At 75.1% G+C, this 14440-nt stretch carries 14 protein-coding genes; 4 read left to right on the top strand and 10 right to left on the bottom strand.

What is annotated here, in order from left to right:
* Window positions 1–29: 29 nt before the first annotated feature.
* Window positions 30–1001 carry an EamA family transporter gene (locus BMW62_RS07675; RefSeq protein WP_091930248.1) on the top strand — a complete coding sequence of 324 codons (972 nt, stop codon included), beginning with the start codon at window positions 30–32 and terminating at the stop codon, window positions 999–1001.
* A gap of 28 nt (window positions 1002–1029) precedes the next feature.
* Here BMW62_RS07675 and BMW62_RS07670 read toward each other — a convergent pair whose 3' ends face one another.
* The 7 genes from BMW62_RS07670 to BMW62_RS07640 form a co-directional block, all read right to left on the bottom strand.
* A complete protein-coding gene (locus BMW62_RS07670; RefSeq protein WP_091930247.1) occupies window positions 1030–2040 on the bottom strand; it encodes an ABC transporter substrate-binding protein in 1011 nt (336 codons plus the stop codon).
* A 91-nt stretch (window positions 2041–2131) separates the two neighbouring features.
* Window positions 2132–2977: an ABC transporter ATP-binding protein gene (locus BMW62_RS07665; RefSeq protein WP_280138625.1), complete on the bottom strand. Its 846-nt coding sequence runs from the start codon at window positions 2975–2977 to the stop codon at window positions 2132–2134.
* A complete protein-coding gene (locus BMW62_RS07660; protein WP_091930246.1) occupies window positions 2974–4074 on the bottom strand; it encodes a FecCD family ABC transporter permease in 1101 nt (366 codons plus the stop codon). The genes BMW62_RS07665 and BMW62_RS07660 overlap by 4 nt, the downstream gene beginning before the upstream one ends.
* Complete coding sequence (locus BMW62_RS07655) at window positions 4071–5126, bottom strand: FecCD family ABC transporter permease (RefSeq protein WP_091930245.1); 1056 nt, start codon at window positions 5124–5126, stop codon at window positions 4071–4073. Before BMW62_RS07655 ends, BMW62_RS07660 begins: the two co-directional genes overlap by 4 nt.
* Before the next feature lie 102 nt (window positions 5127–5228).
* Entirely contained in the window at window positions 5229–5939 is a 711-nt protein-coding gene (locus BMW62_RS07650) for a mycothiol-dependent nitroreductase Rv2466c family protein (protein ID WP_091930244.1), read from the bottom strand.
* A gap of 141 nt (window positions 5940–6080) precedes the next feature.
* Window positions 6081–6575, bottom strand: a complete 495-nt coding sequence (locus BMW62_RS07645; protein WP_091930243.1) for a glutathione peroxidase — start codon at window positions 6573–6575, stop codon at window positions 6081–6083.
* Between the two features lie 42 nt (window positions 6576–6617).
* Window positions 6618–7022, bottom strand: coding sequence for a DUF2237 family protein (locus BMW62_RS07640; protein ID WP_244523897.1), 405 nt, complete (start codon window positions 7020–7022; stop codon window positions 6618–6620).
* A 55-nt stretch (window positions 7023–7077) separates the two neighbouring features.
* Here BMW62_RS07640 and BMW62_RS07635 point away from each other — a divergent pair, with 55 nt between their 5' ends.
* The 3 genes from BMW62_RS07635 to BMW62_RS07625 all read left to right on the top strand — a co-directional run bounded on the left by BMW62_RS07635 (window position 7078) and on the right by BMW62_RS07625 (window position 11345).
* Window positions 7078–9057: an acetoacetate--CoA ligase gene (locus tag BMW62_RS07635; protein ID WP_244523896.1), complete on the top strand. Its 1980-nt coding sequence runs from the start codon at window positions 7078–7080 to the stop codon at window positions 9055–9057.
* 137 nt (window positions 9058–9194) lie between these two features.
* Complete coding sequence (locus BMW62_RS07630) at window positions 9195–10454, top strand: acyl-CoA dehydrogenase family protein (protein WP_091930242.1); 1260 nt, start codon at window positions 9195–9197, stop codon at window positions 10452–10454.
* Between the two features lie 108 nt (window positions 10455–10562).
* A complete protein-coding gene (locus BMW62_RS07625; RefSeq protein ID WP_091930241.1) occupies window positions 10563–11345 on the top strand; it encodes an alpha/beta fold hydrolase in 783 nt (260 codons plus the stop codon).
* A gap of 159 nt (window positions 11346–11504) precedes the next feature.
* On the opposite strand, the gene BMW62_RS07615 is transcribed toward BMW62_RS07625, so the two are convergent.
* From BMW62_RS07615 to BMW62_RS07605, 3 genes are all read right to left on the bottom strand, one after another.
* Entirely contained in the window at window positions 11505–12635 is a 1131-nt protein-coding gene (locus BMW62_RS07615) for an FUSC family protein (RefSeq protein WP_091930240.1), read from the bottom strand.
* Window positions 12636–12684: 49 nt separating this feature from the next.
* Window positions 12685–13926, bottom strand: coding sequence for an MFS transporter (locus BMW62_RS07610; protein WP_091930239.1), 1242 nt, complete (start codon window positions 13924–13926; stop codon window positions 12685–12687).
* Between the two features lie 65 nt (window positions 13927–13991).
* A complete protein-coding gene (locus tag BMW62_RS07605) occupies window positions 13992–14336 on the bottom strand; it encodes a TfoX/Sxy family protein (RefSeq protein WP_091930238.1) in 345 nt (114 codons plus the stop codon).
* Window positions 14337–14440 lie beyond the last annotated feature (104 nt).

Below are 14440 nucleotides of genomic sequence, written 5' to 3'. Positions count from 1 at the left end.
CGGTCGCCGTTGCCCGCTACCGTGCGCGCGTGCCCCGCACCGTCCGCCCTGCCCTCGGCTACGCCTTCACCCTGGGCGCGGCGGCCTTCTTCGCCGTCAACGGCACGGTCTCCACGCTCGCCCTCCAGGCCGGTGTGCCGGCGACCCGGCTGACCGCGCTGCGCTGCACCGGTGCCGCGCTCGTGCTGCTGGCGGTGCTCGTGCTCGCCGCGCCGGGCCGGCTGCGGGTGCGGCCCCGCGAGCTGCCGCTGCTCGCCGTCTTCGGCGTCGTGGGCGTCGCGCTGACCCAGTTCCTCTACTACGTCGCCATCGGGCGGCTGCCGGTGGGCATCGCGCTGGTGTTCGAGATGACCGCGCCGGTCTTCATCGCGCTCTACGTCTGGCTGGTGCGCCGCGAGCGGGTGCGCAGCCGGCTGTGGGCGGCGCTGCTGCTCTCGTTGTCCGGGCTGGTGCTCGTCGCGCAGGTGTGGGAGGGCGGCGGCTCGCTGGACGCGCTGGGGGTGGCGGCGGCATTCGGCGCGGCACTCTGCCTGGCCACCTACTACCTGGTGGGCGAGCGCGGGACCGCGAGCCGCGACCCGGTCACCCTCACCTGCTGGAGCTTCGTGGCAGCGGCGCTGTTCTGGGCGGTCGCCGCGCCGTGGTGGGAGTTCGACGCCGGGGTGCTCGCCGAGCCGGTGCCGGTCTCGCTGGGGGACCTGCGGCTGCCGCTGTGGCTGCTCGTCGGGTGGATCGTCGTGCTGGGTGCGGCGGTGCCGTTCTGGTTGTCGGTCGCGGCGCTGCCGCACCTGGCGCCCACCACGGCCGGCCTCGTGGCGACGGTCGAGCCGGTGTTCGCCTCCGTCGTCGCCTGGCTGTGGGTGGAGCAGGTGCTCACCGGCTGGCAGGTCGCCGGGGGTCTCGTGGTCCTCACCGGGATCGCGCTGGCCCAGACCGCGCGCACCGGCCGGACGCCGTCGGCGCCCCCGGTGCCGGAGACCCCGGCCCCGCTGTCGACGTGACGCGGGGCCGGGTTCCCGGGGGAGTGCGCTAGGGGGTGACGTCCTCGGCGTCGGCCAGCCAGCCGGCCAGCTCCTCCATGTACGCCGCCTGCGCGACGTAGTCCATGCCGATGTACTTCCACGGGTGCACCTGGCCGGCCTGCACGGCGGGCAGCAGGCCGTAGGTGGGCTGCGTGGCCATCTCCTCGGGGGTCATGGCGCCGCGCAGCGAGTACAGCAGGACGTCGCTCGGGTGCTGCGGCACGTTCTCCCAGCTCGCCGTCTCCCAGTAGTAGCCCTCGCCGCCCGGGTCGACGAACCGGACGCCGAGGTCGGCGTACATGCGCAGCGAGGGCTCGTCCTGCGCCTTGGCCATGTAGAAGCCCTCGTCGGCGTAGGCGGCGACGGGCAGCACGGTCACGCCGCCGGCCGCGGCCTCGGTGAGCGCGGCGGAGGCCGCCTCGAACTCCTCACGGGCCCGCACCACCTCCCTGCCCTCCGGGTCGGCACCCAGCGCCCCGGCGAGCTCGGCGGTGCGGTCGATGACGTCGGCGGCCGAGCCCTTCCAGGCGATGGCGATGATCGGCGCGATCTCGGCGACCTGCTCCTGCTGCTCCAGGCTCTCGAAGCCGTAGAGCGGCTGGGTCTCGTCGATCGTCCCCTCGCTGTCGGTCGGGTAGACGCTGGTGACGATGACGTCCGGGGCCGCCGCGGCCAGCTGCTCGAGGTCGATCTGGCCGTAGCTCTCGCCCACGATCTCCACGTCGGAGAGGTCCTTGCCCTCGAAGGCGACGTCGTCGGCCGTGGAGGTCTGGCCGAAGGTGGCCACCGGCTCCACGCCGTAGTTCCACAGCGAGGAGACGACGTCGTTGAGGCCGGCGACGCGCTCGGGAGCGGCGTCGAGCTCGACGGTGTTGCCCAGGTCGTCGGTGAACTGCCAGCCGCCCTCGGCGGCCGGGGCGGTGCCCTCGGTGGCGGCGTCGCCCCCGCAGGCGCTGACGCCGACGGTGACGCCCAGGGCCAGGAGGCCGCCCAGCAGGCGGCGAGAGGTGCGGTGCAACGGAACTCCCTCGGGTGAGGGGATGCATGATCATCCCCGGTCGACGAGGAAGGTTAGCCTGCCCTAAGTTGGGCCGTCGAGAGGGGGCGGCTCAGCGGAGCCGGCGCACCGGGACCACCATCGGCGTCCCGGTGACCGGGTCGGCCAGCACCCGGGCCTCGAGGTCGAAGACGCCGGCGAGCAGCTCCTCGGTCAGCACCTCGGCGGGGGTGCCCGAGGCCACCAGGGCGCCGTCCTTCATCGCCACCAGCCGCTGGGCGTAGCGGGCGGCCAGGTTCAGGTCGTGCAGCACCACCACCACGGTGCGGCCGCGCTCGGCGTGCAGGCGGGCCACCAGGTCCAGCACGTCGATCTGGTGGGACAGGTCCAGGTAGGTCGTCGGCTCGTCCAGCAGCAGCAGGTCGGTGCCCTGGGCGAGCGCCATCGAGATCCAGGCGCGCTGCCGCTGACCGCCGGAGAGCGCGTCGACCGGCCGGCCCGCGAGATCGGACATGTCCGTCCAGGCCAGGGCCTCGGCCACCACGGCCTCGTCGTCGCGGGACCACTGCCGCAGCCAGCTCTGGTGCGGGTGCCGGCCCCGGGCGACGAGGTCGCCGACGGTGAGCCCCTCCGGCGCGACCGGGGTCTGCGGCAGCAGGCCCAGCACCTTCGCGACCTCCCGGGTGGGTGTGCGCGCGATGGCCCGCCCGTCCAGCAGCACCTGCCCGCTCGTCGGCCGCAGCAGCCGGCCGAGCGCGCGCAGCAGCGTGGACTTGCCGCAGCCGTTCGGCCCGACGATGGCGGTGAACGAGCCCTGGGTCAGCTCGAGGTCGAGGTCGTCGACCACCACCTGCTCGTCGTAGGCCAGCCGGACGTGCTCGGCGGCCAGCCGCACCCGCAGGGGCTCGGCGGGGGAGACGGCGTGGTGCAGCAGTTCGGTGCCGATGTCGAGGGTCACAGCGTCGCTCGCCGCCTTCCACGGACCAGGAGCCAGAGCAGGTAGGGGGCGCCGATGACGGCGGTGAGGATGCCGACGGGCAGCGCCTGGGGCAGCGCGGTGCGGGTGATCAGGTCGGCGGTCACCACGAGGAGGGCGCCGAGGATGCCCGAGGCCAGCAGCGGTGGCCGCGAGCCGCCGGTGAGCCGGACGGCGATCTGCGGGACCACGAGGGCGACGAAGGTGATCGGCCCGGCGGCCGAGACGGCGAAGGCCACGAGGAAAACGGCGAGGAGGACGACGGCGGCCTGCGCCCCGGCCACCCGCACGCCCAGCCCCCGGGCGGTGTCGTCGCCGAACTGGAGGACGCCGAGCACGCGCCCGGCCGCCAGGGCGAGCGGCAGCAGCACGGCGACGGCGACGCCCAGCGGCAGGGCGTTCTCCCACGTGCGGGCGTTGAGCGAGCCGGTGATCCAGACGTAGGCCGACGCGGCGTCGTAGATCTCGGCGTTGGTGAGCAACCAGTCGGTGAGCGCGGTGCCGGCCGACCACAGGGCGATGCCGATGAGGACCAGCCGGTACCCGTCGACCCCGGCCCGCCAGGTGAGGGCGAACAGCAGCACGCCGGTGACCAGTGCGCCCAGCAGGGCGGCCAGCGGGACGCCCAGCCCGCCGAGGATCGCGCCGGTCGAGGAGCTGCCGCTGAGCACGATCGCGGCCACGGCGCCCACCGAGGCGCCCATGGTGATGCCGAGGGTGTCGGGGGAGGCCAGGGGGTTGCGGGCGAAGGTCTGGAACAGCGCGCCGGCGACGCCGAGGGCCAGCCCGACGAGCGCGCCGACCACCACCCGCGGGGCCCGCAGCTCCAGGATGATGAACGGCTGCGGCCCCTCACCGAGGCCGACCAGCGTGCGCAGCACGTCGCCGACGCCGATCGGGAAGTCGCCGCGGCCCATGCTCAGCGCCGCGGCCAGCACCAGCACGGCGAACCCGGCCACCGGTACGACGACCTGCCGCCAGTGCAGGAGCCCCGAGACGGGGCCCGCGCGGAACGTGCGCCCGTGGCGGAGCCGGGGAGACGGCGCGCTCGTCGGGCGGGCCGGGGCGTCGACGCTCACAGCCCCACCGTCCGGCTGCGGCGCACGAGGGCGATGAAGAAGGGCGCGCCGATCAGCGCGAGGACGATGCCCACCTGCAGCTCACCGGGGCGCGCGAGGACGCGGCCGAGCACGTCGGCGACCAGCAGCAGCGCGGCGCCGGCGAGCGCGGAGCAGGGCAGCAGCCACCGGTGGTCGGGGCCGGTGAGCGCACGGACGGCGTGCGGCACGACCAGCCCCACGAAGGCGATGGGCCCGGCGGCGGCGGTGGCGGCGCCGGCGAGGAGCGTGATCGCGGCCAGCCCGACGGAGCGGGCCAGCCAGATGCGCTGGCCCAGCCCGCGGGCGACGTCCTCGCCGAGGCCCAGCAGGTTGAGCGCGGGCGCGTTGACGAGGGCCAGCACGAGCCCGACGGCGAGGAAGGGCGCCACCTGGGCGGCGACGGTGGCGTCCCGCCCGGCCAGCGAGCCGACGACCCAGAACCGGAAGCTGTCCAGCGTCTGCTGGTCGCTCACCAGGACGGCGCGGACCAGGCCGTAGAGCAGGGCCGACAGCGCTGCGCCGGCGAGGGCCAGGGTGACCGGCGTCGCCCCGCCCCGCCCGGCCGAGCCGATCGCGTACACGAGCACGGTGCCGATCAGCGCCCCGGCGAAGGCGAACCAGACGTAGCCGCCCGGGGTGCCGACGCCCAGCAGCGTGATCGCCAGGACGACGGCGAGGCTCGCGCCCGCGGTCACGCCGAGGAGCCCGGGATCGCCGAGCGGGTTGCGGGTGTGGCCCTGCATCAGCGCCCCGGCCAGGCCCAGCGCCGCACCCACCATGAGGCCCAGCACCGTGCGCGGGACGCGCAGCTGCCGGACGATCACCGCTTCCTCGCCGGACAGGGAGGAGTCGAGCAGCGAGCGCCAGACCTCGCCGACGCCGATGGCACGGGTGCCGATCGCGATGCTGGCCAGCGCGGCGGCGGCGACGAGCACCAGCAGCAGGACCAGCGTGCCCAGCCGCCGGGCGCGCAGCGGGGGTGCCGGAGGTCGTGCCGAGCCCCGTGCCGGGACGTCGACCGTGGTGGCCACGAGCAGCTCCCGGGACGGACGGCAGATCAGATAAGGCTTACCTTAGCCCGCTCTGCCGCTCCCGTCAGGGGCGCGCTGCGCACGGCCGCCCCTCCCGGGAGCTCAGCGCTTCTGCCGGCGGCTGCCGCCGTGCCAGTCCTCCTGCTGCCCGACCTCGCCGGGCTGCACGCCGAACGCGGGCAGCTGCGGGCGCTCCCGCAGGCTGCGCTTGAGCTCGGCGAACCCGGGGAACGAGGCCAGCCCGACGACGTGGTCCCAGAGCGCGACGGCCTCGTCGTCGGCCGGCAGCCGGCTGATGACCGGCCCGAAGAAGGCGACGCCCTCCGGCGGCTGGAAGTGCAGGATCGGCGTCCCGACGTCCTTGCCGGCCAGGCCGAGCGCCTCGTCGGTCTCGGCCTGGATCTGGGCGTCGCTACCGCCGTCCTCCAGCGCGTCGGCGAGCCCGCCGGGCAGTCCGGCGTCGGCGAGCACGGGGGCGACGAACCCCGCCGTCCCTCGCACCGCCCGGTCGCCCTCCGGGCCGCGCTCGAAGACGTGCTGCCCGCAGGCCTCGTAGAACCGGGCGACGCCCTCGTTCCCGTGCTGGTCGCGCACGTGGGCGGCGACGCGGAGCAGCCGCAGCCCGGCGGTGTGCCCGGCCTCGTACTCGGGCGGGAAGTGGGTGTCGTAGTCGACGTGCGCGTTGAGCAGCCGCAGCGAGATGAACCGCCACTCGACGGCGTACTCGCGCTGGGCGCTCACCTGGCGCACCCACTTGCTGGTCATCCAGGCGAAGGGGCAGACCGGGTCGAACCAGAAGCGCAGATCGGCCATGCCGCGAACCTAGGCGCTGGTGCCCGACCCCGCCGGGCGACGTCGGTGCCGGCGCCGTGAACGCCGCCCGGCCCCGGTGCCGCCACCCCGGCCATGTGCGGCCGGGGTCGCGACCACGGGCCTGGGGTGAGAGGTCAGGCGTCAGGCCGGGAGGACCGACTCGATCGCCGCGCGCACCTCGGGGGCGTCGGGCTCGGTGCGGGGGCGGAAGCGGGCGACGACCCGGCCGGTGCCGTCGACGACCCACTTCTCGAAGTTCCACTGCACGTCGCCGGCGCTGCCGTCGAGGTCCGGTACCGCGGTCAGCTGCTGGAAGAGGGGGTGCGCGTCGGGGCCGTTGACCTCGGTCTTCTCCGTCAGCGGGAAGGTGACGCCGTAGGTGGCCGAGCAGAACTGCTCGATCTCCTCGGCGGTGCCGGGCTCCTGGCCCATGAACTGGTTGCAGGGCACCCCGACGACGGTGAAGCCGCGGGGGCCGTACTCCTCGTGCAGCGCCTCCAGCGCGGTGTACTGCGGGGTGAGCCCGCAGCGGCTGGCCACGTTCACCAGCAGCGCCGGCGTCCCGCCGGTGAGCTCCCGCAGCGTCGTGGCGGTTCCCTGGAGCGTGGTCAGGGGCGTGTCGAGGAGGTCGTCCATGCCGCCCGCAGCATCCCGGGCCGGACGTTCATTCCGGCGGGCCTACTCCAGGCCGCTGGCGTCGTCGGGCACGTCGACGGCGTACTGGCGCAGCGCCTCGAGCGGCACCACCTCCAGGGCGCGGGCGTTGGTGGCGGCCAGCACCACGCCCGCCGCGGCCCCGGCCTGGTAGGCCTGCAGCCAGCGGGTGGCGACGACGCACCAGCGGTCACCCGGCCGCAGCCCCGGGAAGCCGTACTCGGGACGCGGGGTGGAGAGGTCGTTGCCCAGCTCGCGCTGCAGCGCCAGGAACTCGGTGGAGACGACGGCGCAGACGGTGTGCCGGCCGAGGTCGTCGGGCCCGGAGGTGCAGTGCCCGTCGCGGTAGAAGCCGGTCACCGGGTCGGTCGAGCACGGTTGCAGCGGTCCACCGAGCACGTTCCGCTCGTCGGCGGGGTCGGGCAGCACGGGCGCTCCTCGAGTGGGCGTGGTCGGCGCGGGCCCAGGATGGCATGGTGCGGGCGTGACCGAGAGCACCGAGATCCTCTGGCGCCCCACCGCCGCGTCGATCGCCGGCACCCGCGTGGCTGCCTTCGCCGAGCACGTGGCCGCCCGCCGGGGCGTGTCCTTCGGCGACCCCGTCGACTACGACGCGCTGTGGCGCTGGTCGATCGGGCACCTCGACCAGTTCTGGGGCGACCTCGCGCGCTGGACCGGCGTGCTCGACGTCCCCGACGACCGGGTGCTCACCTCCCGTGAGATGCCCGGGGCCGTCTGGTTCCCCGGCACGACGGTCAACTACGCGGAGCAGGTGTTCCGCCAGGCCGCCGACGACCGGCCCGCGCTGATCGCCGTCGCCGAGGACACCGAGCCGGTCGAGATCCCGTGGGCGGACCTCCGTGCCCAGGTGGGCGCGTTCGCCGCGACCCTGCGCCGGCTCGGCGTGGGCCCCGGTGACCGGGTGGCCGGTTACCTGCCCAACGTGCCCGAGACGGTCGTCGCCTTCCTCGGGGCGGCCGCGGTCGGGGCGGTCTGGTCCTCGTGCGCGCCCGACTTCGGCACCCGCGCCGTCCTCGACCGGTTCGCGCAGATCGAGCCGACCGTGCTGGTCGCCGTCGACGGGTACCGGTTCAACGGGCGCGCGCACGACCGGCGCGAGGTCGTGGCCCAGCTGCGCGAGGCGCTGCCGACGGTGCGGACGACGGTCGCCGTCCCGCGGCTGTTCCCCGGCGAGGTGCCCGACGGCGCCCTGCCCTGGGCGGACGCCGTCGCCGATGCCCAGGACCCGGTGTTCGAGCCGACGCCGTTCGACCACCCGCTGTGGATCGTCTACTCGTCGGGCACCACCGGCCTGCCCAAGGGCATCGTGCACGGGCACGGCGGCGTGGTGCTGGAGCACCTCAAGTGGGGGCTGCTGCACCAGGACCTGGGCCCGGGCGCGCGCTTCTACTGGTACACCTCCACCGCCTGGATGATGTGGAACGTCGTCGCCTCCTCGCTGCTGTCGGGCGCGACGGCGGTGCTCCACGACGGGGCGCCCGCCTACCCGACGGCGGACGCGCAGTTCGCCCTCGCCGCGAAGGTCGGGATCACCCTGCTGGGCACGAGCCCGGGGTACCTGGCCGCCTGCCAGAAGGCCGGCGTCCGCCCCGGCGACGACCACGACCTCTCCGCGCTGCGCGTGCTCGGCTGCACCGGCTCCCCGCTGCCCGACGCCTCCTACCACTGGGTCTACGACGCCGTCGGCAGGGACCTGCAGCTGGTGTCGGCGTCGGGCGGCACCGACGTCGCGACCGGCTTCATCGGGAGCTCGCCGCTGCTCCCGGTCACGGTGGGCGAGCTGCAGCGGCCCATGCTCGGCGTGGCCGTGGCGTCGTGGGACGAGCAGGGCGAGCCGGTGATCGGCGAGCTGGGGGAGCTGGTGGTCACCGAGCCCATGCCCTCGATGCCCCTGTACTTCTGGAACGACCCGGACGGTGCCCGCTACCGCGCGGCGTACTTCGAGCCGTGGCCCGGGGTGTGGCGGCACGGCGACTGGCTGGAGATCACCGGGCGCGGCACCTGCATCATCACCGGCCGGTCGGACTCCACGCTCAACCGCGGCGGGGTGCGCATGGGCACCGCCGACATCTACGCCGCCGTCGAGGCCTTCCCCGAGGTGCTCGACTGCGTCGTCCTCGGGGTCGAGCTCCCCGAGGGCGGCTACTGGATGCCGCTGTTCGTCCAGCTCGCACCGGGGGAGGAGCTCACCGACGAGCTGGTCGGGCGGTTGCGGGCGGCCATCCGGGAACAGGCCAGCCCGCGGCACGTGCCCGACGAGGTGATCGCCGTCCCCGGGGTGCCGCACACGCGCACCGGCAAGCGGCTGGAGGTGCCGCTCAAGCGGCTGTTCCAGGGCGTCGACCCGGCGAAGGCGGTCAACACCGGCACCGTCGACGACGCCTCGCTGGTCGAGCACTACGTCCAGCTCGCCCGGCAGCGCGGCTCCAGCCGCACCGGCTGACGTCTGGCCGGGCCGGGGTGCGGCCAGACGTCCGGCGGCCCGGCCCGACGGGGGGAGTGAGACCGGTCACCTCCACGGGTGGGGGCGGCGCCCAGGGGGAACAGGCCGTGATCATCCGCTGACCGAGGAGGGCGACAGTGCCGTCGACCGAGACCGAGATCCTCGAGCCGCAGCCGCCCGTGCTGCTGCCCCCGTGGCACACCCCCGAGCGGGAGGCGCTGCAGGAGCAGGCCCGGCGGTTCGCGATGGAGGAGGTGCTGCCGGTCGCGAACGAGCTCGACCCGCAGAAGGGCCTGATCCCGGCGTCGCTCCTCTCCGGCATGGCCGAGCGAGGCTGGTTCGGCATCACCGTCCCCGCCGAGCAGGGCGGGCTGGGCCTCGGCGTCTTCGAGTACTGCATGGTCAGCGAGGAGCTGGCGCGCGCCTGGATGTCGACGGCGAGCATCCTGGCCCGCGCCCAGGGGCTGGGGACGGCGGTGCCCGACGCCGACCGCCGGCACGAGCTGCTGGCCCGCAGCGCCCGCGGCGAGTGGATCGGCGCCATCGCGCTGTCCGAGCCCGACGCCGGCTCCGACCTCGCCGGGGTCTCCACCCGCGCGGTCCTCGACGGCGACGAGTGGGTCGTGACCGGGCGCAAGCGCTGGTGCGGCAACGCCGAGGCCGCGGACTTCATCCAGGTGCTGGTGCGCGAGCGCGACCCGGAGCCCGGGGAGTCGCGGTCGGCCGGGCTGCTCAACCTGCTGCTGGAGAAGGAGCGCGGGGAGTTCCCCGAGGGTCTGTCCGGCTCCCCCATCGACAAGATCGGCTACCACGGCTTCCTCACCTGGGACCTCACCTTCGACGGCGTCCGCATCCCGGAGGGCAACGTGATCGACGAGGCGCGCGCCGCCCGCGAGGAGAGCGAGGAGGAGGGCGAGGCGGCGCAGCAGGCCGGATTCGCCGAGGCGCAGAAGTTCCTCAACACGGCGCGCGTGCACACGGCCGCGCGGGCGGTCGGGCTGGCGCGCGCCGCGCTGGAGGACTCGATCCGCTACCTGCAGGAGCGCGAGCAGTTCGGCCACCCGATCGGCGACTTCCAGGCGCTGCGGTTCGCCGTCGCCGAGATGGCGTCGCAGATCGAGCAGTCGCGGGCCTTCTACCGGCAGGTCGCGCACCTGCTCGACCTCGGGATGCCGGTCGCCAAGGAGGCGTCGATGGCGAAGCTCGAGGCCACCGAGATGTCGGTGCGGGTGACCAACCGAGCCATGCAGCTGCACGGCGGCAACGGCTACACCACCGAGCGGCAGGTCGAGCGGCACTGGCGGGACGCCCGGCTGACCACGATCTTCGAGGGCACCAGCGAGATCCAGAAGCGGATCATCAGCGACCGCCTGCTGCCCCGGAGCCCGCTGGCCTGAGGAGTTTCCCGGGCGCTGACCCCGTACCGGCCATTCCGGGGGGCGGAATGGCCCACTGGGGGACAACGCTCGGGGAGTCGGGCTGGCTCCGCCGGGTAGGGCCCGGCGATGAAGCTTTCCGCGCACCGCGCCGGGTCCGGCCCACCCCTCGTCCTCGTCCACGGTCTCGGGGGATCGTGGCGCACGTGGGAGCCCGTGCTCCCGGGGCTGAGCGCGCACCGCAGCGTCGTCGCCGTCGACCTCCCGGGCTTCGCCGGCGACACCCCACCGCTGGCCGAGCCGTCCCTGGCCGCGCTCAACGATGCGCTCCAGGAGTGGCTGGTCGAGGAGGGCTTGGCCGACGTCCCGCTGGTCGGGAGCTCCCTGGGCGCCCGGATGGTGCTGGAGCTCAGCCGGCGGGGGATCGGGCGGGACAACGTCGCCCTGGATCCGGGCGGGTTCTGGACCGATCGCGAGGCGGCGGTCTTCCGCGCCAGCATCGCCGCCTCGGTCGCCCTGCTGCGCCGGATCCGCCCTGTCCTGCCCGCCCTGCTGGGCAGCGCGGCCGGCCGGACCGCCCTGCTGCCCCAGTTCTCCGCCCGCCCATGGGCCCTGGACGCCGACGTGGTCCGCACCGAGCTCGAGGGCTACCTCGACTCGCCGTCCTTCGACCCGGTGCTCGACGACCTGGCCCGGGCTCCCCGGCAGCAGGGCGCGCCGGCCGGCAGCGTGCCCGGGCGGCTGACCATCGGCTGGGGCCGCCGCGACCGGGTCACCCTGGCCCGCCAGGCGGCTCGCGCCGCCGAGGCGTTCCCCGATGCCGAGCTGCACTGGTTCGCGCGGTCCGGCCACTTCCCGCTGTGGGACGAGCCCGAGGAGACCGTCCGGCTGGTGCTGGATCGCACGTCCTGACCGGGGCTGAGCTCGGCCGGGTCGTGCCGGTGCGCCACGACCCGGCGGATCTCGGCCAGCGGCATGCCCACCCGCCGGAGCCCGGCCACCAGCCGGGCGACGACGACCTGCTCGTCGCTGTACCGACGGTCGGGCCTCGACCGGGTCGAGGGTCGAGCGTCACGCGTCGTCCCGGTGCTCCGCCGGCTCCCGCGGGCGCACGGCGGTCAGCGAGCGGCGCACGTTGTCGATGATGTTGCCGGCCTCGAACAGGTCGTCGTCGGTGGTGGCCCGCGACCGGCGCAGCTCGGTGGCGAAGGCGGCGACGGCGGCGTCGGCCCGGCGGACGACGTCGGGGTCGGCCGCCGCCCCCTCGACCGACCGGAGCACCTCGGCCAGCGCGGCCAGCGCCCCGGACGCCGAGGGGCGCAGCGCCGGCCCGAGCGGCACGCGCTCGTTCTCCGCGATCTCGGTCTCGGCGATGACGAGGGTGAGGTCCTCGACCAGGAGGGTGAGCCGCTCCAGCGCGCGGGCCTGCTCGTACAGCCGGTCGGCGGCCGGCCGGAAGCGGGCGGCCCGGCGGTTGCCGCGGCGGGCCTCGTCGGCCTCCTGGACCGCCGCCCGCATCTGGGCGAGCAGCGGGTCGATGGTGTGCATCCGGCCCCGCCACTCGTCCTGCGTCGGCGGGTGCTCCTGGCGCAGCCCGCCGACGAGGTCGTCCAGCTGCCCGGCGAGCGTCTCGCGCAGCTCTCCCAGCGTGGCGTCGGCGGGGGCGAGCGGCAGCGGTGGGAAGGCCGCGGCCACGAGGATGCCGACGAGCGCACCGGCGAAGGTGAGCCCGGCGAAGCCGAGGACGTACCCGGTGGGGTTGCCCTGCCCGAGGATGAGCGTGAACAGGGCCGCCGTCGGCAGCCAGCTGCTGCCGCTGCCCAGCCGCCGCCAGCCGGCCAGGAGCACCGCGGTGGCGACGACCAGCGCCAGGGCCAGCAGCTGCGGGCCGACCAGCGCGTCACCGGCGAAGGCGACCGCGGCGCCCAGGGCGATCGAGGCCACCGTCTGCATCGACTGGCGCACCGAGCTGGCCAGCGTGGACGCCGTCGTCGCGACGACCGCGCCGAGCGGTGCGTAGTAGGGGTAGTCGGCGAACGGGCCGGGGATCAGCAGGGCCAGCGCCCAGGCCGCCGTCGCCGCCACGGCCGCCCGCAGGGCGAGGCCGATCCGGGGGTGGCGCGCCCAGGTGCGCCGCACCGCTCCGGGCCGGTGGGTGCGGCGGCCGGGCCCGGGGGCGGTGCGGGTGGTGCCGTGCTGCATCGTCGTCCGTCCGTTCCCCGGTGCTGCCCGGCCTGGCATTGCACCACGGTCAGCCCGCGGGAGGCACGTCCTCGTCGGCGTGCGCGATGTGCGCCAGCTGCTTCCAGATGAGCACGAGGATGACCGCCGACCCCGCGAAGGCGAACCAGAACGGGCCGGTGATGCCCCAGGCCCGCGCGATCAGCCCGCCCGCCGCCTGCCCGACGAAGATCCCGCCGAAGACCCCGAGGTAGTAGAGGCTGCCCACCCGCCCCTGCAGGTGCGCGGGGACGGCACGCATGCGCACGGTGCGCGACGTCGTCCCCCACACGAACGCGTGCGCGCCGAACACGAACAGGATCGCCGCCGCCACCCAGGGGGTCGTGGTCAGCGCCAGGCCGAGGTGGGTGAAGGTCTCGATGACCAGGCCGATGCGCATGAGCAGGGCCAGGCCGGCGCGCCGGGCCAGCCAGTCGTAGGACGCCGTGCCGAGCAGGCCGCCCACCGCCGTCACGGTGCTGAGCAGCCCGAACCCGATGGCGCCGAGATCGAGCCGGTCGGTCGCGTAGAGCACCAGCACCGACCACGCGGCGCCGTAGGTGACGTTGAACGTGACGATCGTGATCGTCAGCGTGCGGACCGGACCGTTCCCCCACGTCCAACGCAGCCCCTCGACGATCTCGCGGCCGACGTGCCGCTCGCCGTGCGCGCGGGGGAGCGGGGGCAGCGCCATGCGCACGAGCAGCAGTGCGCCGAGCGCCACGCACAGGCCCTGCACCAGGAACGGCCACGCCGAACCCGCCGCGAACAGCACCGCGCCCAGGGCCGGGCCGGCCATCTGGTTCATGGTGAGCGCGCCGGCCATCAGCCGGGCGTTGCCGACGCCGAGATCGGCGCGGCCGACGACCATCGGCAGCAGCGTCCCGGAGGTGGTGTCGGCGAAGACCTCGGCCGTGCCCAGCAGGAACATCGCGGCCAGGACCACCCCGACGGTCACCTGCCCGGTGACGAGGGCGAGCGTCAGGACGCCGAGGACGACGGCGCGCGCCACGTCGACGGCGATCACCAGCAGCCGGCGGTCGACGCGGTCGGCCAGCACCCCGGCGTAGAGGCCGAACAGCAGCCAGGGCAGCCGCTGCAGCAGGGCGGCGAGCGCGACGAGGAAGGGATCGCTGGTCTGCGAGGCCACCAGCAGCGGCCCGGCGGCCAGCGTGATCCCGTCGCCGAGGTTGGTCACCCAGGAGGAGCCGACCAGCCAGCGGAACGGCGTCCCCATGCGCGCCGGGAGCACTGCTTCGACGACCCGGCCCACGGGGAGGGGAGCTTAGGCGGGCCCCGTCGACCGGTGCTGGGTGCCGTGGGTATGTCGCCGTCCGGTCAGCGGGCTGCTGCCTGCTCGGCGTGGTGCTCCAGGACGGCGTCGATCCAGAAGCGCAGCTCGTCGTCCTCCGCGAGCGCGTCCCGGTCGACGGCGATCCACCCCTCACCCATGGAGCGCCCCGCGCCCATCTCCGCCCGCCGGGCCCCCGCCACCCCGAGGTACTCGGCGTCGCGGCCGCGGGAGACCCGCACCAGCAGGGCACCGCCGCCGGCCGAGACGCAGGCCACCATCTTCTCGTCGACCATGAACGCGAGGCCGCCGAACATCTTCACCTCGCGGAGGGCCTTCTCCCCGGGAAGCGCCTCGCGGACGCGGTCTGCGAGCTCGGCGTCGTACGCCATGTGCGGTCCTGTCGTCGGGGACGCCGGCAGCGTAGGGCCTGCGGTCGCCGGTCGGGGCGTCCCCGCTCATCCCGGCTGCGAGGCCCGGAGCGGCGACCGGGGGA

It is taken from the genome of Blastococcus sp. DSM 46786 (genome assembly GCF_900109665.1).
GTDB classification, from domain to species: domain Bacteria; phylum Actinomycetota; class Actinomycetes; order Mycobacteriales; family Geodermatophilaceae; genus Blastococcus; species Blastococcus carthaginiensis.
This window is presented reverse-complemented; position numbering and strand designations above follow the sequence as displayed.